Source organism: Klebsiella sp. Q2, assembly GCF_009900705.1.
Lineage (GTDB): Bacteria > Pseudomonadota > Gammaproteobacteria > Enterobacterales > Enterobacteriaceae > Klebsiella > Klebsiella quasipneumoniae.
In genome coordinates, this window is sequence record NZ_JAAABE010000006.1 from 166,020 (window position 1) to 191,084 (window position 25,065).

At 60.6% G+C, this 25,065-nt stretch carries 19 protein-coding genes and 1 riboswitch; of the genes, 12 read left to right on the forward strand and 7 right to left on the reverse strand.

What is annotated here, in order from left to right; translation table 11 throughout:
* Positions 1-39: 39 nt before the first annotated feature.
* Complete coding sequence (locus GT756_RS21345) at positions 40-1,224, reverse strand: sugar efflux transporter (RefSeq protein WP_023319717.1); 1,185 nt, start codon at positions 1,222-1,224, stop codon at positions 40-42.
* A gap of 286 nt (positions 1,225-1,510) precedes the next feature.
* Positions 1,511-1,663 carry a glucose uptake inhibitor SgrT gene (sgrT, locus tag GT756_RS21350; RefSeq protein WP_004204309.1) on the reverse strand — a complete coding sequence of 51 codons (153 nt, stop codon included), beginning with the start codon at positions 1,661-1,663 and terminating at the stop codon, positions 1,511-1,513.
* An 87-nt stretch (positions 1,664-1,750) separates the two neighbouring features.
* On the opposite strand from sgrT, the gene sgrR reads away from it, so the two are divergent.
* The 4 genes from sgrR (at position 1,751) to thiQ (ending at position 6,950) form a co-directional block, all read left to right on the forward strand.
* On the forward strand, positions 1,751-3,406 hold the full coding sequence (gene sgrR, locus GT756_RS21355) for an HTH-type transcriptional regulator SgrR (protein ID WP_065799900.1): 1,656 nt from the start codon (positions 1,751-1,753) through the stop codon (positions 3,404-3,406).
* A 37-nt stretch (positions 3,407-3,443) separates the two neighbouring features.
* Positions 3,444-3,663, forward strand: a riboswitch (TPP riboswitch).
* A gap of 32 nt (positions 3,664-3,695) precedes the next feature.
* The gene (gene thiB, locus GT756_RS21360) at positions 3,696-4,679 is read left to right on the forward strand and encodes a thiamine ABC transporter substrate binding subunit (RefSeq protein ID WP_064189476.1); all 984 of its coding nucleotides are present in this window, start codon (positions 3,696-3,698) and stop codon (positions 4,677-4,679) included.
* On the forward strand, positions 4,655-6,265 hold the full coding sequence (gene thiP, locus GT756_RS21365; protein WP_004204304.1) for a thiamine/thiamine pyrophosphate ABC transporter permease ThiP: 1,611 nt from the start codon (positions 4,655-4,657) through the stop codon (positions 6,263-6,265). The genes thiB and thiP overlap by 25 nt, the downstream gene beginning before the upstream one ends.
* Positions 6,249-6,950 (forward strand): thiamine ABC transporter ATP-binding protein ThiQ, encoded by a 702-nt coding sequence (gene thiQ, locus GT756_RS21370; protein WP_064189475.1) that lies wholly within the window; start codon positions 6,249-6,251, stop codon positions 6,948-6,950. The genes thiP and thiQ overlap by 17 nt, the downstream gene beginning before the upstream one ends.
* Here thiQ and GT756_RS21375 read toward each other — a convergent pair.
* Together GT756_RS21375 and araC are read right to left on the reverse strand one after the other, a co-directional pair.
* Positions 6,937-7,704 (reverse strand): DedA family protein, encoded by a 768-nt coding sequence (locus tag GT756_RS21375; RefSeq protein ID WP_004204302.1) that lies wholly within the window; start codon positions 7,702-7,704, stop codon positions 6,937-6,939. The two genes, thiQ and GT756_RS21375, sit on opposite strands and share 14 nt — an antisense overlap.
* A 128-nt stretch (positions 7,705-7,832) precedes the next feature.
* A complete protein-coding gene (gene araC / locus GT756_RS21380; RefSeq protein ID WP_004204301.1) occupies positions 7,833-8,678 on the reverse strand; it encodes an arabinose operon transcriptional regulator AraC in 846 nt (281 codons plus the stop codon).
* 337 nt (positions 8,679-9,015) lie between these two features.
* Between araC and araB the strand changes: the two genes are divergently transcribed.
* The 6 genes from araB to rluA all read left to right on the forward strand — a co-directional run bounded on the left by araB (position 9,016) and on the right by rluA (position 19,371).
* Entirely contained in the window at positions 9,016-10,725 is a 1,710-nt protein-coding gene (araB, locus tag GT756_RS21385; RefSeq protein WP_160125051.1) for a ribulokinase, read from the forward strand.
* Positions 10,726-10,735: 10 nt separating this feature from the next.
* On the forward strand, positions 10,736-12,238 hold the full coding sequence (gene araA / locus GT756_RS21390; RefSeq protein ID WP_057213368.1) for an L-arabinose isomerase: 1,503 nt from the start codon (positions 10,736-10,738) through the stop codon (positions 12,236-12,238).
* 137 nt (positions 12,239-12,375) lie between these two features.
* Positions 12,376-13,071 carry an L-ribulose-5-phosphate 4-epimerase gene (araD, locus tag GT756_RS21395; protein ID WP_017901201.1) on the forward strand — a complete coding sequence of 232 codons (696 nt, stop codon included), beginning with the start codon at positions 12,376-12,378 and terminating at the stop codon, positions 13,069-13,071.
* A gap of 177 nt (positions 13,072-13,248) precedes the next feature.
* Positions 13,249-15,606 (forward strand): DNA polymerase II, encoded by a 2,358-nt coding sequence (polB, locus tag GT756_RS21400; RefSeq protein WP_064189474.1) that lies wholly within the window; start codon positions 13,249-13,251, stop codon positions 15,604-15,606.
* A 187-nt stretch (positions 15,607-15,793) separates the two neighbouring features.
* Positions 15,794-18,700: an RNA polymerase-associated protein RapA gene (gene rapA / locus GT756_RS21405; RefSeq protein ID WP_043522256.1), complete on the forward strand. Its 2,907-nt coding sequence runs from the start codon at positions 15,794-15,796 to the stop codon at positions 18,698-18,700.
* Positions 18,701-18,711: 11 nt separating this feature from the next.
* A complete protein-coding gene (gene rluA, locus GT756_RS21410; RefSeq protein ID WP_004204288.1) occupies positions 18,712-19,371 on the forward strand; it encodes a bifunctional tRNA pseudouridine(32) synthase/23S rRNA pseudouridine(746) synthase RluA in 660 nt (219 codons plus the stop codon).
* 42 nt (positions 19,372-19,413) lie between these two features.
* On the opposite strand, the gene citX is transcribed toward rluA, so the two are convergent.
* Both citX and GT756_RS21420 read right to left on the reverse strand, forming a co-directional pair.
* Positions 19,414-19,953, reverse strand: coding sequence for a citrate lyase holo-[acyl-carrier protein] synthase (citX, locus tag GT756_RS21415; protein ID WP_160125052.1), 540 nt, complete (start codon positions 19,951-19,953; stop codon positions 19,414-19,416).
* A gap of 179 nt (positions 19,954-20,132) precedes the next feature.
* Positions 20,133-21,497 carry a 2-hydroxycarboxylate transporter family protein gene (locus GT756_RS21420; protein ID WP_004204284.1) on the reverse strand — a complete coding sequence of 455 codons (1,365 nt, stop codon included), beginning with the start codon at positions 21,495-21,497 and terminating at the stop codon, positions 20,133-20,135.
* Between the two features lie 323 nt (positions 21,498-21,820).
* Between GT756_RS21420 and GT756_RS21425 the strand changes: the two genes are divergently transcribed.
* Positions 21,821-23,446 carry a sensor histidine kinase gene (locus GT756_RS21425; protein WP_017901206.1) on the forward strand — a complete coding sequence of 542 codons (1,626 nt, stop codon included), beginning with the start codon at positions 21,821-21,823 and terminating at the stop codon, positions 23,444-23,446.
* Positions 23,436-24,134, forward strand: coding sequence for a response regulator (locus GT756_RS21430; protein ID WP_004204282.1), 699 nt, complete (start codon positions 23,436-23,438; stop codon positions 24,132-24,134). Before GT756_RS21425 ends, GT756_RS21430 begins: the two co-directional genes overlap by 11 nt.
* A gap of 30 nt (positions 24,135-24,164) precedes the next feature.
* Here GT756_RS21430 and djlA read toward each other — a convergent pair whose 3' ends face one another.
* Entirely contained in the window at positions 24,165-24,992 is an 828-nt protein-coding gene (djlA, locus tag GT756_RS21435) for a co-chaperone DjlA (RefSeq protein WP_008807470.1), read from the reverse strand.
* Between the last annotated feature and the right edge of the window lie 73 nt (positions 24,993-25,065).

Sequence of the window (25,065 nt, forward strand, 5' to 3'; positions counted from 1 at the left end):
GCGGCCCCGGCGAATTGCACGCCGGGGCGAAGAGGACGGTCAGATATCTTTCACCTTGCTGGTTAAAAACAGCGTCACCAGCGAAATCGCGGCGATCGTCCAGTAGACGCTGGCGTGGCCATAGCTCTGCGACAGCGCCCCCTGCATCACGCCGGCGAGGATCACGCCAGTGGAAATACTGTTGGTAAACAGGGTGGTCGCCGCCCCCGCGCGTCCCGGCATTAAATCCTGGAACCACAGCATGCCGATCCCGGCGATTATGCCGATAAAAATGGCGTTGAACAGCTGCAGGGCCAGCAGCGCCGTTCGGCCATGAAACAGGATCAGCCCCAGATAAAACAGCACACCGGCCGCCACCGCCGCTACCATCATTTTACGTTTACCAAAGCGCTTCACGTAGTAGCCGGCGAGGATCATCGCCGGAATTTCCAGGCCGGCGGCGGTGCCCATCAGGATCCCGGCCAGACTGTCGGGAAGCCCGAGATCGCTGCTGATCCACAGCGGCATATCAATGATATACATGGTGTTGCAGGTCCACATCAGGGTGGAGGCGATAAACAGCATCCGCACATTCTTGTCCTGCCAGCCGCCGGCCTGCGCCAGCGCCTCCGCCTCTTCCGAGGGCTGTTCCACGCGCGGAACCGAGGGCAGTTTGACCGCAATCAGCGCCAGGCTGATCGCAAAGATGCCCGCCGCAATAGAGAACATGGTGGTAAAGCCATAGTTGAGCGCCAGCATAAAGGCCAGCGGCGGGCCAATCACCCACGCCAGAGACAGCTGGGCACGCATGACCGAGCTGAACATCACCACTTCCCGCGCCGAGCTGTCGGCATATTCCCGCGCCAGGGCAAAGAGCTGCGGCATGGCGGCGTTAGCGATGGATGCCAGCATCACCCCACAGGTGATCAGCGTCAGATAGTGGCGGTTGAAGGCAAACAGCAGCGCATTGCCTACCGCCATCAGACAGCAGAACATAATTAACCGCCGCCGGTCGCCGCGGCTATCGGAGCGCTTGGCCAGTGCCAGACTCACCAGGATCCCGGCTATCGCATTCACGGTGTAGAACAGGCCCACCCAGAACGGCTGCGCCCCCACTTCGCGGCTGAGAAACAAACTCAACGTCGGCGCCTGCAATGCGCCCGCCACGCCCATCATAAAAGCAACCAGCATAAAGGCGGCATAGACGCCGTTTAGCCGTCGTCCCATCGTCATCAACCACAGCATGAAATGTCCTTAACACACGCGAAGTAAACGAAAAAAGCCAGCAGAGGCTTTCTGCTGGCGGGTGATTCTATACTCTGTGGATTTCACGTTGCAGGACAAACGGTTAACCGTTTTGCGCAGCGCTTACGCTGGCTCCGAAAGGGTGAGTCCCGTAGGGGCGATTCACGCGGCCAGAACATAGGCTCTGGGAGCATCGACAGCGATAGACCCGGGCAAGCGCGCGCACCTGCAGCTTGAAAAACGACGAGTATAACACCAATACTCAGTCACACATGATGTCTGCAAGTCAATGATCAGAGGTCTTTGACGTCACTCCCCACTGCATCAGTTCGCCCAGGATTTCCTGCTGTCGTCCTGCCATCAGGCGGGCCAGCCAGGACGCTTCCTGCGTCGCAGAAAAGTAGCGCTGGTAGAACGATTTTGCGGTAGACCTCATCATATTCACCTCCTCGCTTCATCGGGATTCATTATTGGCTTAATATGGGGAGTAATAAATTGCTGAGTTTTGCGCAGGAGTTCCCCTTTTATGTCTTCCGGCCGTCTGCAACAACAGTTCATCCGTCTATGGCAGTGCTGCGACGGCAAGTCGCAGGAGACCACCCTCAACGAACTGGCGGAAATGCTGAGCTGCTCGCGCCGCCACATGCGCACCTTGCTCAATATGATGGAGTCCCGCGGCTGGCTGACCTGGGAGGCGGAGGCTGGCCGCGGAAAACGCTCGCGGCTGACCTTTCTCTATACCGGCCTCGCCCTGCAGCAGCAGCGTGCCGAAGATCTGCTTGAACAGGATCGCATCGATCAGCTGGTGCAGCTGGTCGGCGATAAAGCCGCCGTCCGTCAGATGCTGGTCTCGCATCTCGGGCGCAGCTTCCGCCAGGGGCGGCACATCCTGCGCGTGCTCTACTACCGGCCGATGAAGAATTTACTGCCCGGCAGCGCGCTGCGACGTTCGGAAACCCATATCGCCCGGCAAATATTCAGCGCGCTGACGCGGGTAAATGAGGAAAATGGGGAACTGGAAGCTGATATTGCCCACCACTGGCAGCAGTTGACGCCCACCCACTGGCGCTTTTTCCTCCGGCCAGGCATCCATTTTCACCACGGCCGTGAGCTGGAGATGAGCGATGTGATCGCTTCTCTGCAGCGCAGCAATGCCCTGCCGCTCTATTCGCATATCGAACGCATCGAGTCGCCCACCGCCTGGACCCTGGATATTCATCTGCGCCAGCCCGACCGCTGGCTGCCCTGGCTGCTGGGCCAGGTGCCAGCGATGGTGCTGCCGCAGGAGTGGCAGACCATGAACCACTTTTCTTCGATGCCGGTCGGCACCGGCCCGTATGCCGTGGTGCGTAACAATCAGAACCAGCTCAAGATCCACGCCTTTGAGGACTATTTTGGCTACCGGGCGCTGATCGATGAGGTGAACGTCTGGGTGCTACCGGAAATTAGCGAAGAGCCCAACGGCGGCCTGACGCTGCAGGGGAATACCGAAAGCGAAAAGGCGGTGGAGAGTCGTCTGGAAGAGGGGTGCTACTATCTGCTGTTCGACTCGCGAAGCCCGCTGGGCGCCAACGACGCGGTGCGTCGCTGGTTAAGCTATCTGTTCCAGCCCGCGAACCTGCTCTACCATGCGGGCGAACACTACCAGGGCAACTGGTTTCCCGCCTACGGCCTGCTGCCGCGCTGGCATCACGCCAGCAACCACGCCAGCGACAAGCCGGCGGGGCTGGAGACGGTCACCCTCACCTATTACCGCGATCACGTCGAACACCGGGTGATCGGCGGGATCATGCGCGACCTGCTGGCCACGCATCAGGTGAAGCTGGAGATCCAGGAGCTGGAGTACGATGCCTGGCATCGCGGCGAGGTAGTCAGCGATATCTGGCTCAACAGCGTTAACTTCACCTTGCCAATCGAATTCTCGCTATTCGCCTATCTGTACGAAGTCCCGCTGATTCAGCGCTGCATCCCCATCGACTGGCAGGAAGACGCCAGCCGCTGGCGCGCGGGAGAGTTTAATCCGGCCACCTGGAGTCAGCGCCTGCTGGCCAGCCAGCATATCGTGCCGCTGATCCATCACTGGCTGATGATTCAGGGCCAGCGCAGTATGCGCGGCGTGCGGATGAACACCCTCGGCTGGTTCGATTTTAAATCCGCATGGTTTGCGCCGCCGGAGCCGTAAGCGCTTTCCGTCATCTGACAAAATCATTACACTAAGGCCGTTCTCAACGGGGTGCTAATAAACATACGCAATATCATTCAAGTTGCATCAAGGCAGCAAGCGGGTGAATCCCCTGGAGCATAGATAACTATGTGACTGGGGTGAACGCGCGAAGCTAACGCAGATGCGGCTTGAAGGATGAAGCGTATGGGCTGAGAAAATACCCGTCGAACCTGATCCGGATAACGCCGGCGAAGGGATTTGAGGCTCACTCAAAATCCTTTGCCACCCCTTTTTTCTGAGGTGCAAAGTGTTGAAAAAATTACTCCCGCTGCTGGCGCTGGTCGCCATGCCCGCTCTGGCTAAGCCTGTCCTCACCGTCTATACCTATGACTCCTTCTCTGCCGACTGGGGCCCCGGCCCGGCGGTCAAAAAAGCGTTTGAAGCGGACTGCGGCTGCGAGCTGAAGTACGTCGCGCTGGAAGATGGCGTTTCGCTGCTCAATCGTCTGCGCATGGAAGGCAAGAACAGCAAGGCTGACGTCGTGCTTGGCCTTGATAACAACCTGCTGGAAGCCGCGGCGCAGAGTAAACTGTTTGCCAAAAGCAACGTACCCGCCAGCGCGGTCAGCGTGCCGGGCGGCTGGGATAACGACATCTTTGTCCCCTACGACTACGGCTATTTCGCCTTCGTCTATGACAAAAACAAACTGGCCAACCCGCCGAAGAGCCTGAAAGAGCTGGTCGAGAGCCCGCAAAAATGGCGGGTCATCTATGAAGATCCGCGCACCAGCACCCCGGGGCTGGGGCTGCTGCTGTGGATGCAAAAGGTCTATGGCGATAAAGCGCCCGAGGCCTGGCAGAAGCTGGCGGCGAAAACCGTTACCGTCACCAAGGGCTGGAGCGAAGCCTACGGTCTGTTCCTGAAAGGGGAAAGCGACCTGGTCTTGAGCTACACCACCTCGCCGGCCTACCACATGATTGAAGAGAAGAAAGACCACTATGCGGCGGCGAACTTCGCCGAAGGCCACTATCTGCAGGTCGAAGTTGCCGCCCGCACCGCCGCCAGCAAGCAGCCGGAACTGGCGGAAAAATTCCTCAAATTCATGGTCTCGCCTGGCTTCCAGAACGCCATCCCCACCGGCAACTGGATGTATCCGGTGACCCAGGTCGCGCTGCCGGCCGGTTTTGCAAGCCTGGTAAAACCGCAGACCACGCTGACGTTTACCCCGCAGCAGGTCGCCAGCGAGCGTCAGACCTGGATTAGCGCATGGCAACGCGCCGTCAGCCGCTAAACCTGAGCGGGCTGCTGCCGGGCCTGTTCGCCGCTACGCTGCTCTGCGCCGTCGCGCTGGCGGCGTTTCTGGCGCTGTGGTTCAGCGCCCCCGGCGCGGGCTGGCGGACGGTCTTCAGCGATAGCTACCTCTGGCATGTGGTGCGCTTCTCCTTCTGGCAGGCGTCGCTGTCAGCGCTGCTCTCGGTGGGGCCGGCTATCTTTCTCGCCCGCGCGCTTTATCGGCGTCGCTTCCCCGGCCGCACGTTGCTGCTGCGTCTGTGCGCGATGACCCTGATCCTGCCGGTGCTGGTGGCGGTGTTCGGCATCCTCAGCGTCTATGGCCGCCAGGGCTGGCTGGCCTCGCTGTTTCACACTTTCGGCTGGCAGTGGGATTTCTCACCTTACGGCCTGCAGGGCATCCTGTTGGCGCACGTCTTTTTCAATATGCCGATGGCCACCCGCCTGCTGCTGCAGGCGCTGGAGAACATTCCCGGCGAGCAGCGGCAAATTGCCGCCCAGCTTGGCATGCGCGGCTATGCCTTCTTCCGCCTCGTCGAATGGCCATGGATGCGCCGGCACATTCCCGCCGTCGCCGCGCTGATTTTTATGCTCTGCTTTGCCAGCTTCGCCACCGTGCTGTCGCTGGGCGGCGGCCCGAAGGCCACCACGATTGAGCTGGCTATCTACCAGGCGCTGAGCTTTGACTACGATCCGGCGCGAGCGGCAATGCTGGCGTTGATTCAGATGCTCTGCTGCCTCGGGCTGGTGCTGCTCAGCCAGCGCCTCAGTAAAGCGGTGGCTATCGGCGTCAGCCATGTCCGCGGCTGGCGTGACCCTGACGATCGCCTGCATAGCCGGCTGAGCGATGGGTTGCTGATCGGCGCCGCCCTGCTGCTGCTGCTGCCGCCGCTGCTGGCGGTCATCGTCGACGGGGTCAACCGCAATATGCTGGACGTGCTGGCGCAGCCCGCCCTCTGGCAGGCATTAACGACTTCCCTGCGCATCGCCATCGCCGCCGGGCTGTTGAGCGTGACCCTGACAATGATGCTGCTATGGAGCAGTCGCGAGCTGCGCGCCCGCCAGCGGCCGCTGGCCGGGCAGGCGATGGAGCTGAGCGGCATGCTGATCCTTGCCATGCCGGGCATCGTGCTGGCTACCGGCTTCTTTCTGCTGCTCAATAACAGCATCGGCCTGCCGGAGTCCGCCGACGGCATCGTCATCTTTACCAACGCTCTGATGGCGATCCCCTACGCGCTTAAAGTGCTGGAAAACCCGATGCGCGACATTGCCGTCCGCTACAATATGCTGTGCCAGTCGCTGGGGATCGAAGGCCTGACGCGACTGCGGGTCATCGAACTTCGCGCGCTCCGGCGCCCCCTAGCCCAGGCGTTAGCCTTCGCCTGCGTGCTGTCGATTGGCGACTTCGGCGTGGTGGCGCTGTTCGGCAACGAGGCGTTCCGCACCCTGCCTTTCTATCTCTACCAGCAGATAGGCGCCTACCGCAGCCAGGACGGCGCCGTCACCGCTCTGCTTCTGCTGCTGCTCTGTTTCTTATTATTTACGCTGATTGAAAAACTTCCGGGGCGTGATGCTAAAACTCAATGATGTGACATGGCTGTACCAGCATCTGCCGATGCGCTTTACTCTCGACGTCGCGCGCGGCGAGCGCATCGCGGTGCTCGGCCCCAGCGGCGCCGGAAAGAGCACCCTGCTGAATCTGATCGCCGGTTTTCTGCCGCCCGCCAGCGGCAGCCTGCAGATTAACGGCGAGACGCATCACGCGACGCCGCCGGCGCAGCGTCCGGTCTCGATGCTGTTCCAGGAGAATAACCTGTTTAACCATCTGACCATTCGGCAGAATATCAGCCTCGGGATCCACCCTGGCCTGAAACTGAGCCGCGAACAGCAGCAGAAAGTCACGGCGATTGCCGTCCAGATGGGAATTGATGCCCTGCTTGACCGCCTGCCGGGAGCGCTCTCCGGCGGTCAACGGCAGCGCGCGGCGCTGGCCCGCTGTCTGGTGCGCCAGCAGCCGGTGCTGCTGCTGGATGAACCCTTCTCGGCGCTCGACCCGGCGCTGCGTCAGGAGATGCTGGCGCTGGTGGCGGATGTCTGTGAACAGCAGCAGCTCACCCTGCTGATGGTTTCGCACAGCGTGGAAGATGCCGCGCGCATCGCGCAGCGCTCGATTGTGGTCGCCGAAGGGCGCATTGTCTGGGATGGCGCTACCGCCGAGCTGTTAAGCGGCCGCAGCAGCGCCTCGCATCTGATGGGGATCAGCGCGCGATAACCTTGTGCAGGATCGCCAGATAGACCGGCATCAGCGGATGGCGGAAGACAAATGTTAACGCCGTTGCCGCCAGCGCGACCATACACGGCGCCAGCCACAGCAGACGCCCGCGCGGCAGCCAGCGGGACAGCCGATCGCCAGACGTTTTCGCGCTCCGCCACAGCCGCCAGCACAGCCACCCCGCCAGCCAGGCCAGCAGCGCCGCCCCCAGCAGCAGCCATTGAAAGCTGGCGCTGTTTTCATCGGCCGGAATATCAATCGCCGCGCCGGCGAGAATCCCCGGCAGGAAATAGAGCGGCGGCCAGAGCAGGCAGCCGATAATATTCGGGAGCACGAATTTGGCCACCGGCAGGTCGAGCATCCCGGCGACCATCGGCACCAGCGGACGCGTCGGCCCGACAAAGCGGCCAATCAGGATGGTGATCATGCTGTGCTGGTGCAGCGCATGCTCGGTTTTTTCCAGCAGGGCGCGGTTTTTCTTCATGAACGACCAGCGGTGCAGCGGCTTTTTAAAGCGCCAGCCGAGCCAGAATGAGATCCAGTCTCCCAGCAGACAGCCCACGATCCCCGCCAGCCACGCCTGCCAGAAATTAACCTCACCGCCGCCAATCAGCGCCCCAAGGCCGGCCATCATCACCGTTCCGGGTAAAATAAGCCCCACCAGCGCCAGCGACTCGAGAAAGGCCACCAGCATCACGGCTAACAACGAGTAGACCGTGGATTGGGTAATAAAGTGTTCGAGCAATGCTTGCATAATGTACCCGGTTAAAAAACGAAGCCCGGATTCTCCGAAGCCATCGCGCCGTCGTCAAGCCAACAATTGTCTTAAGAGTTTACTGGCTGTGACATTTAAGCGGGTCATCATTTCACTTTCTTTACTTTTTATTCACATCCCGCGCGGAATTCGCTCGGGCTGGCGCCGGTGCATTTTTTGAACACGCGGGAAAAATAGAGCTGATCTTCAAAGCCGACGTTGCGCCCGACGGTGGCGATCGGCATCCGCGTGGTGCTCAGCAACAGTTTGGCCTGGCTGATGCGCTGGTCTTCACGCCAGCCGAGCACGCTGATCCCCAACTGCTGGCGGAACAGGTGCGACAGACGCGAGGGCGACAGGCAGACGTGCTGGGCGACGCTGGCGATATCAAAATGGCTGTCCGCCAGATGGTCGCTGATGTACTGGCAGGCGTCGCGCACCCGGTTATCCAGCGGCGGATGCAGCGATTCGTTGATCGCCTCCATCCGCCGCAGCAGGAGCTGTTCCAGCAGATTAATCGCCAGCAGTTCGGAATAGCGCCCCGCCCCCTGTCCGGCATCGACTATCTGGCCGAACAGCTCGCCAAAGCGCGCCTGCCACTGTTCGTCCGGACGGAAAAAGCCGGTCTGGGCGAAGATGGTCGGCCAGTTGAGCCACTCGTGCCAGTAGGCGCGCGGGCGGAAGTAGACCCACTGGTGATACCACTCGCTGGCGTCGGGATGGCGGCCGTAGTGATGGATCTCCCCCGGCGGGAACAGCAGCATATCGCCCGGCCGGCAGACAAACTGCTCGCCGTGGTTGTTGATCACCCCCTCGCCGCGGATCGTCAGGTTGAGGATATAGCCTTTCATACCCAGCGGGCGGTCGATAAAAAAATCCAGGTATCCCTGCGCCTCAATCGGCGTCAGACCGGTGACCAGATGAGCGTTAAAAGAGTAGCCCGGCAGCAGCGGATCGTTTTGCGTTTCGGCCATACGCGTGGTTCTCCCCGAAGGTATTAGTGACACCAATTGTCCATATTCATCATTTTATCGCTCTCGGCCCTGTCACGACTGCGACGGCAGTGGGAATTTCGCTAAAAAGCCGCACAGCAAGCGAAAAAAGCGCCAGCGGCGTGCATTCCACCGTGATATGCCGGGTAACAAAAGTGTCTATAAATACGGCAGGAAAGTCCACATCGAATATTTGCACGGCGTCACACTTTGCGAGGTGACAGCAAAATAATCCATAAGATTAGCGAATCCGGCCTGACGGATTTTGCCGGGGATATCTACTGTTGCTGCATGAATGATTTCTGCATGGAGTAACAAGATGGCAATTGCGATTGGCCTCGACTTTGGTAGTGACTCAGTCCGCGCCCTGGCGGTGGAATGCGCCTCCGGCGCAGAACTGGCGGCAAGCGTGGAGTGGTATCCACGCTGGCGGGAAGGACAGTATTGCGATGGCGCTAACAACCGGTTCCGCCACCACCCGCGAGATTACATCGAGTCCATGGAAGCGGCGCTGAAAAGCGTACTTGCCTCCCTGAGCGCCGAACAGCGCGCCGACGTCGTGGGCATTGGCGTCGACAGCACCGGCTCAACCCCGGCTCCCGTTGATGCCGAGGGCAACGTGCTGGCGCTGCGCGAAGAATTCGCTGACAACCCTAACGCCATGTTTGTCCTGTGGAAGGATCACACCGCGGTCGAGGAAGCCGAGGCGATCACCCGCCTGTGCCACCAGCCGGGCAAAGAGGATTACTCGCGCTATATTGGCGGGATCTACTCCAGCGAATGGTTCTGGGCCAAAATCCTCCACGTCACCCGGGAAGATAGCGCCGTCGCCCAGGCAGCCGCCTCGTGGGTGGAGCTTTGCGACTGGGTACCCGCCCTGCTCTCCGGCACCACCCGTCCGCAGGATCTGCGCCGCGGCCGCTGCAGCGCCGGGCATAAATCCCTGTGGCATGAAAGCTGGGGCGGTCTGCCGCCGGCCAGCTTCTTCGATGAGCTTGATCCCATCATTAACCAGCATCTGGCCTGGCCGCTGTTCACCGATACCTGGACGGCCGATGTGCCGGTCGGCACGCTGAGCGCAGAGTGGGCCCAGCGCCTGGGCCTGTCGCAGACCGTGGCCATCTCCGGCGGCGCCTTCGACTGCCATATGGGCGCCGTGGGCGCCGGCGCGCAGTCTAACGCGCTGGTGAAAGTCATCGGCACCTCCACCTGCGACATTCTGATTGCCGATAAAGAGAGCGTCGGCGACCGCACGGTCAAAGGCATCTGCGGCCAGGTCGACGGCAGCGTAGTCCCGCACTTTATCGGTATGGAGGCAGGCCAGTCCGCCTTCGGCGATATTTACGCCTGGTTCGGTCGCATTCTCGGCTGGCCGCTGGAGCAGCTAGCCCAGCAGCAGCCAGCGTTGCGGGAGCAAATCAAAGCCAGCCAAAAACAGTTACTGCCGGCGCTCACCGAAGCCTGGGCCAACAATCCATCGCTGGAGCATCTGCCGGTGGTGCTTGACTGGTTCAACGGCCGCCGCACGCCGAATGCCAACCAGCGCCTGAAAGGGGTGATCACCGACCTTAACCTGGCCACCGACGCGCCGGCGCTGTTCGGCGGTCTGATCGCCGCCACCGCCTTCGGCGCCCGCGCCATTATGGAGTGCTTCACCGAGCAGGGGATCCCGGTTAACAACGTCATGGCGCTTGGCGGTATCGCGCGGAAAAACCAGGTCATCATGCAGGCCTGCTGCGACGTGCTGAACCGTCCGCTGCAAATTGTCGCCTCCGATCAGTGCTGCGCGCTGGGGGCGGCTATCTTCGCCGCCGTCGCCGCCGGTGTCTATGAGGATATTCCAGCCGCCCAGCAGCGGATGGCAAGCCAGGTGGAAACCACCCTGCAGCCGCGCCCGGCGCAGGCACAGCGTTTCGAACAACTCTATCAGCGCTACCAACAGTGGTCGGTCAGCGCCGAACAACACTATCTCCCTTCGGCTGCAAAGGCGGAAAAAGCCCCGCAATCTCAGGCAGCGCTCACCCATTAAGGATACGAAAATGACGATTTTTGATAACTATGAAATATGGTTCGTTATTGGCAGCCAACATCTGTACGGCCCGGAAGCCCTGCGCCAGGTGACGAAGCATGCCGAACATGTGGTGAACAGCCTGAATGCGGAAGCCAAACTGCCGTGCAAACTGGTCCTTAAGCCGCTGGGCACCACCCCGGACGAAATCACTCACATCTGCCGCGACGCTAACTACGATGACAAATGCGCCGGGTTAGTGGTCTGGCTGCACACCTTCTCGCCGGCAAAAATGTGGATCAACGGCCTGACCATTCTCAACAAGCCGCTGCTACAGTTCCATACGCAGTACAATGCCGCGCTGCCCTGGGACAGCATCGATATGGACTTTATGAACCTGAACCAGACCGCGCATGGCGGCCGCGAGTTCGGCTTCATCGGCGCCCGTATGCGCCAGCAGCACAGCGTGGTGACCGGCCACTGGCAGGATAAAGAGGCCCACCAGCGCATCGGTGGCTGGATGCGCCAGGCGGTCTCCAAACAGGATACTCGCCATCTGAAAGTGTGCCGTTTCGGCGATAACATGCGCGAAGTGGCGGTGACCGACGGCGATAAAGTCGCGGCGCAGATCAAGTTTGGCTTCTCAGTGAACACCTGGGCGGTCGGCGATCTGGTGCAAGTGGTCAACAGCGTCAGCGACGGCGATATCAGCGCCCTGGTCGATGAATACGAGAGCAGCTATCGTCTGACCCCGGCGGCGCAGGTTCACGGCGACAAGCGTCAGAACGTGCTGGACGCCGCGCGCATTGAGCTGGGGATGAAACGCTTCCTCGAACAGGGTGGTTTCCACGCCTTTACCACCACCTTTGAAGATCTCCACGGCCTGAAACAGCTCCCGGGGCTCGCCGTACAGCGCCTGATGCAGCAGGGCTACGGCTTTGCCGGCGAGGGCGACTGGAAAACCGCCGCTCTGCTTCGCATCATGAAGGTGATGTCAACTGGTCTGCAGGGCGGCACCTCCTTTATGGAGGATTACACCTACCACTTCGACAACGGCAACGATCTGGTGCTCGGCTCGCACATGCTGGAAGTGTGCCCGACGATCGCCACCGCCGAGAAACCGATCCTCGACGTCCAGCCGCTGGGCATCGGCGGCAAAGCGGATCCGGCGCGCCTGATCTTCAATACTCAGACCGGCCCGGCGATTGTCGCCAGCCTGATCGACCTGGGAGACCGCTTCCGTCTGCTGGTCAATACCATCGAAACCGTCCCGACCCCGCACGACCTGCCGAAGCTGCCGGTGGCTAACGCCCTGTGGAAAGCGCAGCCGGATCTGCGTACCGCTTCGGAAGCCTGGATCATCGCCGGCGGCGCGCACCATACCGTCTTCAGCCATGCGCTGAACCTCGACGATATGCGCCAGTTCGCCGAACTGAATGATATCGAGCTGACGGTCATCGACAACGACACCCGTCTGCCGGCCTTCAAAGACGCGCTGCGCTGGAATGAAGTCTATTACGGTTCAAAACGCTAAGAGGTCGCCCCCTCACCCTACCCCTCTCCCCGCCGGGGAGAGGGTACCGGCCTGGCGCGATACCGCCTTTCTCCCTCTCCCGACGGGAGAGGTTCGGGGTGAGGGATACCCGACTCGCCTGCTATTCGGAGCACACTATGTTAGAAGATCTTAAACGCCAGGTGCTGGAAGCCAACTTAGCGCTGCCGCAGCATAATCTGGTGACCTTAACCTGGGGCAACGTCAGCGCCGTCGACCGCGACCAGGGCGTTCTGGTTATCAAACCCTCCGGCGTGGATTACCGCGTGATGACCGCCGACGATATGGTGGTGGTCAGTCTGGAGAGCGGCGAAGTGGTGGAGGGTAAGAAGAAACCCTCGTCGGATACCCCGACCCATCGCCTGCTGTATCAGGCCTTCCCGACGCTGGGCGGCATTGTGCATACCCATTCGCGCCACGCCACCATCTGGGCGCAGGCCGGGCAAGCTATTCCGGCGACCGGCACCACCCACGCCGACTATTTCTATGGTCCGGTGCCCTGCACCCGGCTGATGACCGATGCGGAGATCAACGGCGAATACGAATGGGAAACCGGCAAGGTGATTGTCGAAACCTTCCGCCAGCGCGAGATCGACCCGGCGCAGATGCCCGGCGTGCTGGTGCATTCCCACGGCCCGTTCGCGTGGGGTAAAAACGCCGAAGACGCGGTGCATAACGCCATCGTGCTGGAAGAGATCGCCTATATGGGCATCTTCTGCCGCCAGCTGGCGCCGCAGCTGCCGGATATGCAGCAGACGCTGCTGGATAAACACTATCTGCGTAAGCATGGGGCCAAAGCCTACTACGGCCAATAATCACCCTGCTCGCGCTGCGTTTAGCAGGGCTACGGCTCTGCACCGTCTGGCAGACCGGATAAGGCGCAAGCCGAAATCCGGGGGCCACCTCAGCGCCGAATACCTGTATAAAATCCCAGCACTCATTGAGAAACCAGGCTATAATCAGGCCTGGTTTTTTTATCATCGAGAGCACCCGTGACCCAGCCACGAGCAGGTTTTCTACTCACCCGTCACTGGCGGGACACTCCGCAAGGCACCGAACTGTCCTTCTGGCTGGCCACCGACGACGGCCCGCTGCAGGTCACGCTGCCGCCGCAGGAGTCCGTCGCCTTTATCCCCGAAGCGCAGCGGGCGCAGGCTGAGCGACTGCTGCAGGGTGAGAAAGGCTTCCGCTTCGCCTCGCTGGCCCTGAAAGATTTCCATCGCCAGCCGGTTGTCGGCCTCTACTGCCGCGCCCATCGTCAACTGATGCGTCTGGAGAAGATGCTCCGCGACAGCGGCGTCACCCTCTATGAGGGCGATATCCGTCCGCCGGAGCGCTACCTGATGGAGCGCTTTATTACCGCCCCGGTGTGGGTGGAAGGCGAAACGCGCGGCCCACAGCTGGTTAACGCGCGCATGAAACCTAATCCTGACTATCGCCCGCCGCTGAAATGGGTGTCGCTGGATATCGAAACCAGCCGCCACGGCGAGCTGTACTGCATCGGCCTGCAAGGCTGCGGTCAGCGGGTGGTCTACATGCTGGGCCCCGAACCGGAAACGCCGCCAGACGTCGATTTCGATCTGGTCTACGTCGCCAGTCGCTCCCTGCTGCTGGAAAAGCTCAACGCCTGGTTTGCCGATCACGACCCCGACGTGCTGATCGGCTGGAACGTGGTGCAGTTCGATCTGCGCGTCCTGCAAAAGCATGCCGAACGCTACCGCATCCCGCTAAGGCTCGGCCGCGGCAACAGCGAGCTGGAGTGGCGCGAGCACGGTTTTAAGAACGGTGTCTTCTTCGCCCAGGCCCACGGCCGGCTGATTATTGACGGCATCGACGCGCTGAAATCGGCGTTCTGGAATTTCTCCTCCTTTTCGCTGGAGGCGGTGGCCCGCGAGCTGCTGGGCGAAGGCAAAGCCATCGACAACCCATGGGATCGGATGGACGAGATCGATCGCCGCTTCCATGAAGATAAACCGGCGCTGGCCATCTATAACCTACAGGACTGCGAGCTGGTGACGCGGATCTTCCACAAAACAGAGATCATGCCATTTCTACTCGAGCGGGCGACGGTCAACGGCCTGCCCGCCGATCGCCACGGCGGCTCGGTCGCCGCCTTCAGCCACCTCTATTTTCCGCGCATGCACCGCCTGGGCTACGTGGCGCCGAACCTCGGCGACGTGCCGCCCCAGGCGAGCCCCGGCGGCTATGTGATGGACTCCCGCCCCGGCCTGTATGACTCGGTGCTGGTGCTGGACTACAAGAGCCTGTATCCGTCGATCATTCGCACCTTTTTAATCGATCCGGTCGGCCTGGTGGAGGGCCTGGCGCAACCCGATGACCAGCACAGCATTGAGGGCTTCCTCGGCGCCCGCTTCTCGCGAGACAAGCACTGCCTGCCGGGGATTGTCAGCCAGATCTGGCACGGCCGCGATGAAGCCAAGCGCCAGCACAATAAGCCGCTCTCCCAGGCGCTGAAGATCATCATGAACGCTTTTTACGGCGTGCTGGGCACCAGCGCCTGCCGCTTCTTCGACCCACGTCTCGCCTCGTCGATCACCATGCGCGGCCACGCGATCATGCGTCAGACTAAAGCGTTAATTGAAGCCAATGGTTATGACGTCATCTACGGCGATACCGACTCCACCTTCGTCTGGCTTAAGCGCCCGCACAGCGAAGCGCAGGCGGCGGAGATCGGCCGGACGCTGGTGAACGACGTCAACGCCTGGTGGGCGCAGGAGCTTGGCAAACTCCAGCTAACCAGCGCCCTGGAGCTGGAATACGAAACCCACTTCTGCCGCTTTTTGATGCCGACGATCCGCGGCGCCGATACCGGCAGCAAGAAGCGTTACGCCGGAATGATTCAGGAGGGCGACGGCCAGCGCATGGTTTTCAAGGGTCTGGAAACGGTGCGCACCGACTGGACGCCGCTGGCCCAGCAGTTTCAGCAGGAGCTGTACCTGCGCATTTTCCGCAACCAGCCCTATCAGGATTATGTGCGGGAGACTATCGCCAGGCTGATGAACGGCGAGCTCGATGAGCAGCTGGTTTATCGCAAACGCCTGCGTCGGCCGCTGGCGGAGTATCAGCGCAACGTGCCGCCGCACGTGCGCGCCGCGAGGCTTGCCGATGAGCACAACCTGAAGCGGGGTCGGGCGCAGCAGTATCAGCAACGCGGCACCATCAAATACGTCTGGACCACCGGCGGTCCGGAACCGGTGGATTATCAGCAGTCGCCACTCGATTACGACCACTATTTGTCAAAGCAGCTGCAGCCGGTAGCGGAAGGGATCCTGCCCTTCGTCAACGACGACTTTGCTACAATAGTGACAGGACAGCTGGGGCTATTTTGATTTTTTCTCACCCATTCCGCGGGCGCAGAAGCCTGAAAATGAACCGTGAGGAGGACGTGACGAACGTTCTGCCATCCAGTAATATAGCGCCCTTTCCATTCCTGGCCCCAATTTTGACGCATCTCCGGTTGTACATGGAGATGATCAACTATTGCCTGCAATTAAAGAACTAAAGAGCCGAACATATATGCCTTTTACACTTGGTCAACGCTGGATTAGCGACACAGAGAGCGAACTAGGATTAGGGACGGTGGTAGCGCTGGATGCGCGCATGGTCACTCTCCTTTTCCCCGCCATCGGCGAAAACCGTCTGTACTCACGCAACGATTCCCCGATCACTCGCGTGATGTTTAACCCGGGCGACACCATTACCAGCCACGAAGGCTGGCAGCTCCACGTTGACAAAGTGCATGAAGAGAACGGGCTGCTGTCCTACACTGGCACCCGCCTCGATACCCAGGAAGCGAACGTCACCCTGCGTGAAGTGCTGCTCGACAGCAAACTGGTGTTCAGCAAGCCGCAGGACCGCCTGTTCGCCGGACAAATCGACCGCATGGACCGCTTTGCCCTGCGCTACCGCGCGCGCAAGTTCCAGAGCGAGCAGTACCGCATGCCGTGGAGCGGCCTGCGCGGCCAACGCACCAGCCTGATCCCGCATCAGCTGAACATCGCCCACGACGTGGGCCGTCGTCACGCGCCACGCGTCCTGCTGGCCGATGAAGTGGGCTTAGGTAAAACCATCGAAGCCGGGATGATCCTGCACCAGCAGCTGCTCTCCGGCGCCGCCGAGCGCGTACTGATTGTGGTTCCAGAAACTCTCCAGCACCAGTGGCTGGTGGAGATGCTGCGCCGCTTCAACCTGCGCTTCTCGCTGTTTGACGACGAGCGCTACGCCGAAGCGCAGCATGACGCCTACAACCCGTTCGAAACCGAACAGCTGGTGATCTGCTCTTTAGACTTCGTGCGCCGCAGCAAGCAGCGTCTGGAGCACCTGTGCGACGCCGAGTGGGACCTGATGGTGGTCGATGAAGCGCACCATCTGGTGTGGAGCGAAGACGCCCCGAGCCGCGAATATCAAGCTATTGAACAGCTGGCCGAGCGCGTGCCGGGCATTCTGCTGCTGACCGCGACGCCGGAACAGCTGGGGATGGAGAGCCACTTTGCGCGCCTGCGCCTGCTGGATCCGAACCGCTTCCACGATTTCGCGCAGTTTGTCGAAGAACAGCAGAACTACCGTCCGGTGGCCGACGCTGTCGCTCTGCTGCTGGCGGGCAACAAGCTAAGCGATAGCGAACTCAATACCCTCGGCGATCTAATCGGCGAGCAGGATATCGAGCCGCTGCTGCAGGCCGCCAACAGCGATCGCGAAGACGCTCAGGCCGCGCGCCAGGAGCTGGTCTCGATGCTGATGGACCGCCACGGCACCAGCCGCGTGCTGTTCCGTAACACCCGTAACGGCGTCAAAGGTTTCCCGAAACGCGAGCTGCACACCATTCGCCTGCCGCTGCCGACCCAGTACCAGACCGCCATCAAAGTATCCGGCATCATGGGCGCCCGCAAAACCGCGGAAGAGCGCGCGCGCGACATGCTCTACCCGGAGCAGATCTATCAGGAATTTGAAGGCGATACCGGCACCTGGTGGAACTTTGACCCGCGCGTCGAGTGGCTGATGGGCTACCTGACCAGCCATCGCTCGCAGAAGGTACTGGTGATTTGCGCCAAAGCCGCCACCGCGCTCCAGCTGGAGCAGGTGCTGCGCGAGCGCGAAGGTATCCGCGCCGCCGTGTTCCATGAAGGGATGTCGATTATCGAACGCGACCGCGCCGCGGCGTGGTTTGCTGAAGAAGACACCGGCGCCCAGGTGCTGCTGTGCTCCGAGATCGGCTCCGAAGGACGCAACTTCCAGTTCGCCAGCAACCTGGTGATGTTCGATCTGCCGTTTAACCCGGATCTGCTGGAGCAGCGTATCGGCCGTCTCGACCGTATCGGCCAGGCGCACGATATCCAGATCCACGTCCCGTACCTGGAAAAGACCGCGCAGTCGGTGCTGGTGCGCTGGTATCACGAAGGCCTCGACGCCTTTGAACATACCTGCCCGACCGGACGGACCGTCTACGACAGCGTCCATGACGAGCTGATCAACTACCTTGCGGCGCCGGAATCCACCGACGGCTTTGACGATCTGATCAAATCCTGCCGCCAGCAGCATGACGCTCTGAAAGCGCAGCTGGAGCAGGGCCGCGACCGTCTGCTGGAGATCCACTCCAACGGCGGCGAGAAAGCCCAGGCCCTGGCGGAGAGCATCGAAGAGCAGGATGACGACACCAGCCTGATCGCCTTCTCGATGAACCTGTTCGATATCGTCGGCATCAACCAGGACGACCGCGGGGAAAACCTGATCGTCCTCACCCCTTCCGACCATATGCTGGTGCCGGATTTCCCGGGCCTGCCGGAGGACGGTTGCACCATCACCTTCGAGCGTGACGTGGCGCTGTCCCGTGAAGACGCGCAGTTCATCACCTGGGAACACCCGCTGATCCGCAACGGCCTCGACCTGATCCTCTCCGGCGATACCGGCAGCAGTACTATTTCCCTGCTGAAGAACAAGGCGCTGCCGGTCGGCACTCTGCTGCTGGAGCTGATCTACGTGGTCGAAGCGCAGGCGCCGAAGCAGCTGCAGCTCAACCGCTTCCTGCCGGCGACCCCGGTTCGCATGCTGCTGGATAAAAACGGCAACAACCTCGCCGGCCAGGTGGAGTTTGAAAGCTTCAACCGCCAGCTGAGCGCGGTCAATCGCCACACCGGCAGCAAGCTGGTCAACGCGGTGCAGCAGGACGTTCATGCCATTCTGCAGCAGGGCGAAGCGCAGATCGCCAAGGCGGCGCAGGGGCTGATCGACGCGGCGCGTAGTGAAGCCGACGATAAGCTGACGGCGGAGCTCTCCCGTCTGGAAGCGCTGAAGGCGGTCAACCCGAACATCCGTGACGACGAACTGGCGGCGATTGAAAGCAACCGCCAGCAGGTGCTGGAGGCGCTGGGACAGGCCGGATGGCGTCTGGACGCGCTGCGTCTGATCGTCGTCACTCACCAGTAACGGAACGCGAAATGGCGATGGAAAACTACAATCCGCCGCAGGATCCCTGGCTGGTGATCCTGTATCAGGATGAGCACATCATGGTGGTCAACAAGCCGAGCGGCTTGTTGTCCGTGCCGGGTCGTCTTGATGAGCATAAAGACAGCGTGATGACGCGCATTCAGCGCGACTTCCCGCAGGCCGAATCGGTGCATCGCCTTGATATGGCCACCAGCGGCGTGATTGTGGTGGCGCTGAATAAGGCGGCCGAGCGCGAACTGAAGCGCCAGTTCCGCGAGCGCGAGCCGAAGAAGCAGTACATCGCCCGCGTCTGGGGCCATCCGCAGCCGGCGGAGGGCCTGGTGGATTTACCGCTGATTTGCGACTGGCCGAACCGGCCAAAGCAGAAGGTGTGTTATGAAACCGGCAAAGCGGCGCAGACCGAGTATGAGGTGCTGGAGTACGCGGAAGATAATACCGCCCGCGTGCGCCTGAAGCCAATTACCGGACGGTCACACCAGCTGCGCGTGCATATGCTGGCGCTGGGACATCCGATCCTTGGCGACCGCTTTTACGCCACGCCGGAGGCGCTGGCGATGGCCCCGCGCCTGCTGCTTCACGCCGAGACGCTCACCATCACCCACCCCGCCTACGGCAACGCGATGACCTTCCGCGCGCCGCTCGACTTTTAAGACCTCCCCGGCAGCGCTCTGCTGCCGGGGAATGCTAACCCGTTAATCGCGGGCAAACCACGCGTCAATCATCTGCTCAACGCGGGCAACGACGAGATCGGTGTCGTGACGACGGCTACGCGCGCAGGCGTGCGCCGGCTCATCGCACAGCAGGCAGCGGCGCTGCGACTCGCCCAGCGACTGGCGTCCCACCTGCCCGCTCTGCGGACAGATCACATCGATATCCCACAAGCGTCCCAGCGGATGGCTCTGCTCTAGCGTACCGCACATCGCTTTGATTTCGCTGGCCGGATGCGCCACGCACCACAGCGCTTCAGGCCCGGTCGGCAGCCACAGCACCTGACGATCCAGCGTTTGCCAGCGGTGCTTCCAAAGCAGCTGATCGCAGGCCTGGAGGGCTACGCCCATCATGTTGCGATAGCGAATGCTGTCCTTCACCGCCCCGGGGGTTACCAGGGTCAGGGAAATAACAGGCTGCTGATAATGGGCCAACCAGTCGGCCTGGCGGGCTGCACGCTGCTCTTTCGCCGCCAGCAATGCGTCGATGCTGACGCCCGCCTGGGCGGGAGTATCCACTGACATTAATTCCTCTCCTACATATGATAAATGCGACAGCGCCTGGACTGTCATAATGATGGTTGCGATAGCCGATCGCGCGCTGATTGTAACGCTAAATGCGGAGCATTTAGGATACAGAACGCAGATATTTTCGGCGTTCTGTAGCGGAAAATAGCAGTTTTATCGCTGAGCGTAGCGTTATATCACGCCAGATAGTGGCTGAGGAACAGCAACCCCAGAGAGACATTTATCGCCCCGCCAATCCGGGTAGCGATCTGCGCGAACGGCATCAGGCTCATGCGGTTACCAGCGGTCAGGATCGCCACATCGCCGGTGCCGCCCTGCCCGCTCTGGCAACAGGAGACAATCGCCACATCGATCGGGTGCATCCCTATCTTTTTTCCGACCAGGAAACCGGTCGCCACCAGCGCGGAGACGGTGCTGACGATCACCAGCAGATTGGTGAAGGTGAAGGCGTTCACCAGCTCCTGCCACGGGGTGATCGCCACACCAACGGCAAAGAGGATCGGGTAGGTGACCGCGGTGCGGAAGAATTTATACACCATCTGCGATCCCTCCTGCAGGCGCGGAGACACCACATTAGCCAGCTTTAACAGCACAGCGAGAAACAGCATGCCCACCGGCGCCGGCAGACCAATCAGTTTGTGGCCGAGCATCCCCATCATATACAGCAGTACCGCCAGCAGCGCGCCGGAGGCCAGCGTCCCGACGTCGGTTTTACCGCTCATGCCTTCACTCTCGCCGAGGCTGCGGGTTTCATGGCTGCGGTTCGGCATCAGTTGCCCTTCGCCGGTCAGATGCGGGAAGCGCTTGCCGAGCTGGTTGAGGCAGCCGGAGATGACGATCGCCGTCAGGCTGCCGAGCATCACCATCGGCAACACCCGGCCCAGGGCCACCCCCTGCTCCATATGCATCAGCGCGGCATAGCCCATCGACAGCGGGATCGCCCCTTCCCCCACGCCGCCGGCCATGATCGGCAGCACGATAAAGAAGAACACCTGAAACGGCTCCATGCCCAGCAGCGTGCCAACGCCGATGCCCACCAGCATGCCGACCACCTCGCCGCACAGCATTGGGAAGAAGATCTTCAGGAAGCCCTGAATCAAGGTGGTGCGGTTCATACTCATGATGCTGCCGACGATAATGCAGCAGATATAGAGATAGAGGATGTTGGTGGATTTATAGAATTTGGTGGTGGATTCCACGACCACGTCTGGCAGCAGGCCGTAATGGACCAGCGCGGAAGGAATAAAAGTGGCGCAGATCGCCGCCGCGCCGAGTTTCCCCAGCACCGGCAGGCGTTTACCAAACTCGCCGCAGGCGAAGCCAAAGAAAGCCAGAGTGGCCACCATCACCACGATATCGCTCGGCAGTTTACCGCCAAGGCAATCGAGGGCAATCAGCCCCCCGGCCAGCAAAAACAGCGGCAGCGGGACGATCCCTACCTTCCAGTTATCCATGATGTGCCACCAGCGCTGCCTGAGCGTGGCTTTCGGCGTATTGATCGGTTCAAGGGTTGCAGAGAATGCATTGTCTGTCGTGCTCATAAATTCAGCCCTGTCGTTATTATTCATTTTCAGCGTAAAGGGACAGCGGCGTCGTTAATGTGAAGCTCCCCGAATTAAAAAAGAAGTTTTAATGGTCACTATGGTTTTTATGGTTTCTATTCGCGGATCCGCGCAGGGGTGATATATCTCTGATTTATTATCGTGGTTTTTATGGTTTTTATTTCCCATCACGCCTTATATCCACCGCAACTGCTGGCGGCAGCCCGCGCCTGCGCCACTGATCACAACTTTCCTTTAACATTTACGTCACGTGACAGAAAAATGATAGAGTGCCGGTATGGTGAATACGTCGTCTGGGACCTATGAAATTATCTTTTCAATATAAGCTGTTTATTTCGCTGGTCGCTTTTTTCTCAGTCCTCTTTATCGCACTGGGTATTTATTATTACTTTGATGCCAGCCGCCAGCTTTATCAGGAAATGAGCGCCCGGGCCAAAATTCAGGCCGAAGAGATAGCCCTGATGCCAAATTTACGTCAGCAGGTCAGCCGGCATGACCCACAGGCGATTCAGGCGTTTATGCAGCAAATCGCCGCCCATAGTGACGCCAGCTTTATCGTCATCGGCGACCGCCAGGGGGTGCATCTGTTTCATTCGGTCCATCCGGAGTGGGTCGGCACGCGGCTGGTTGGCGGCGACAACCAGGCGGTACTGGAGGGAAAATCCATTACCACCATTCGCAAAGGCGGACTTGGGGTCTCGCTGCGCAGCAAAACGCCGATCGTCGATGACGAGGGGCGGGTGATCGGCATTGTCTCCGTCGGCTACCTCACCAGCTATCTCGACAGCATTACCCTGACCAAAGTGATCAATATTTTTATCGCCGCCGTTCTGCTGCTCATCGCCCTGTTTATCTTCTCCTGGTACTTTACCCGCAGCATCAAAAAGCAGATTTTTTCGCTCGAGCCGCGGGAGATAGGCCTGCTGGTGCGACAGCAAAAAGCGATGATGGAGTCGATCTTTGAGGGGGTGATCGTCATCGATCGCCAGCGGCGCATTGAGGTGATAAACCATGCCGCCCGCAGCCTGCTGGGACTCAGCCAGCCCGCCAGTCAGCTGCGCGGTCAGTCGATTGACAGCGTGATTTCCCCGCAGCCCTTTTTCGCCAGCGGCGACATGCTTGAGCGCGACACCCACGATGAGCTGTGCCGCTTCAACCAGTTGACCGTGCTCGCCAGTCGGGTGCGCATTATGCTGGAGAATACCCTGCAGGGCTGGGTGATCACATTCCGTGACCGCAATGAAATCAATGCCCTCACCGCCCAGCTGAGCCAGGTGAAGCGCTATGTCGACAATCTGCGAATCATGCGCCACGAGCAGCTCAACCGGATGACTACCCTCTCCGGCCTGCTGCATATGGGCCATTATGACGAAGCGATCCGCTATATTCAGGCCCAGTCGGAACATGCTCAGGAGCTATTGGACTTTATCTCCTCGCACTTCCACTCGCCGACGCTGTGCGGTCTGCTGCTCGGCAAAGCCACCCGCGCCCGCGAAAAAGGCGTGGCGCTGAGCTTCGACCCGGCCTGCCGCATCGACCGTCCCCTGCCGTCGCTGATGGAATCCGAGCTGATCTCCATCATCGGCAACCTGCTGGATAACGCCATCGAAGCCACGCAGCGCGCCGAGCTTCCGCATGAGCCGGTGGAAGTCCTGATCCAGCTCAACGCCCGGGAGCTGATTATCGAAGTGGCCGACCGCGGCGTCGGCATCCGCCCCGATATCCGCGAGCGCATTTTTGAACGCGGCGTCACCACCAAAACCCGTGGCGATCACGGCATTGGTCTGTATCTTATTGAACATTATGTCACTCAGGCGGGCGGCACCATCGAAGTCGCCGATAACGCGCCGCGGGGAACGATCTTCACCCTGTTTATCCCGGCCGACGCACCTGCCCGTCCGCACCCGGAGGCCCACGATGCATCATGACCTGGTCGATGTGCTAATCATTGAAGATGAGAGCGAGCTGGCGCGCCTGCACGCCGAGCTTGTGCAGAAACACCCGCGCCTGCGGCTGGCGGGCATGGCGGCCTCCCTCGCCCAGGCCCGCCAGTTGCTCCACGCCACCCCGCCGCAGCTGGTACTGCTGGATAACTATTTGCCGGATGGCAAAGGGGTGACGCTGATGACCGATCCGGCGCTGGCGACCAGCCAATGCTCGGTGATCTTTATCACCGCCGCCAGCGATATGGAAACCTGCAGCCAGGCTATCCGCAACGGCGCCTTCGACTATATTCTTAAGCCGGTATCATGGAAGCGGCTAAGTCAGTCGCTGGAGCGTTTTATCCAGTTCTACGATCAGCAGCGGGAGTGGAAAATCGTCGATCAGCAGAACGTCGATTCCCTCTATCAACTGCAGGCGAAGAACTATCGCGTAGATAGTGGCAGCAAGGGGATTGAAGAGAAGACGCTGGCGCTGGTGCAGGGTCTGTTTAGCGGCCGGGAAGCGCACTGCTTTTCCGTTGATGAGGTGGTCAGCGCCGCCGGACTCAGCAAAACCACCGCCCGCCGCTATCTTGAACACGGCGTTGAGACCGGGTTTCTGGAGGTGGAGATGCTGTATGGAAAAATCGGCCATCCGCGGCGGCTGTATCGCCGCGCACAGGCCAAACGCTAACCCCTCTCGCCGGGCGAGGGGCTGAAAAACTCAGAAGCCGCGCTGTTCTTTGATCAGCTCCCAGGCCTTCTGGATCTCCTGGGCTTTCTGTTTGGCCATCTCCATCATCTCCGGCGGCAGCCCTTTCGCCACCAGCTTGTCCGGATGGTGCTCGTTCATTAGCTTACGATAGGCGCGCTTCACCGTCGCCGCGTCGTCAGTCGGTTTCACCCCCAGCACGTTGCAGGCGTCCTCCAGCGTTGGCCCGCGCTGCGCCTGCTGCCAGCCGGCGTTGCCGCCGTGCTGACCATAAGATTGCTGCTGCGAACCGCCGCCAAACTGGGCGCCGCCCTGCATCATTCGCAGGAATTGATCGAACTGGGCGCGAGAGATGCCAAGCTCATCGGCGATGACGAACAGCACTTCACGTTCGTTAGGGTGCAGTTCGCCGTCAGCGAACGCCGCCTGCAGCTGAATTTCCAGAAACATCCGAATCAGATCGAAGCGGCCAAAGCAGACGCTGCGCAGCTGGCGCATCTTCTCGCGCAGCGGATAATTGTCGGCTTTGCCGTCGCGAAACGCCTGCTGCGCCGCGGTACGCGAAGCGCCGTGCAGATTCATGCGATCCATCAGCACATTGGCGACGTGAATATCCGCCTCGGTAACGCGGCCCTTGGATTTGGTCAGATGCCCCATCACTTCAAAGGTGGTGGAAAAGAAGAGCGACTGACGCTCCTGCTGATTGGCGAAGAGATTCAACCGGCGGCTGCGCGCCCGGTCAAACATATGGCCGACCAGGAAGCCGAGCACCACGCCCCAGAACCCACCGCCCATCAGCAAAGCTACTGCCACGCCAATCACTTTACCCAAATACTGCATAGACTCCCCAACTGTTTGTCGCCGTTAAGCACGAATATGACCGCACGTTACCCGGCACTCGCGCCTCGGTCAA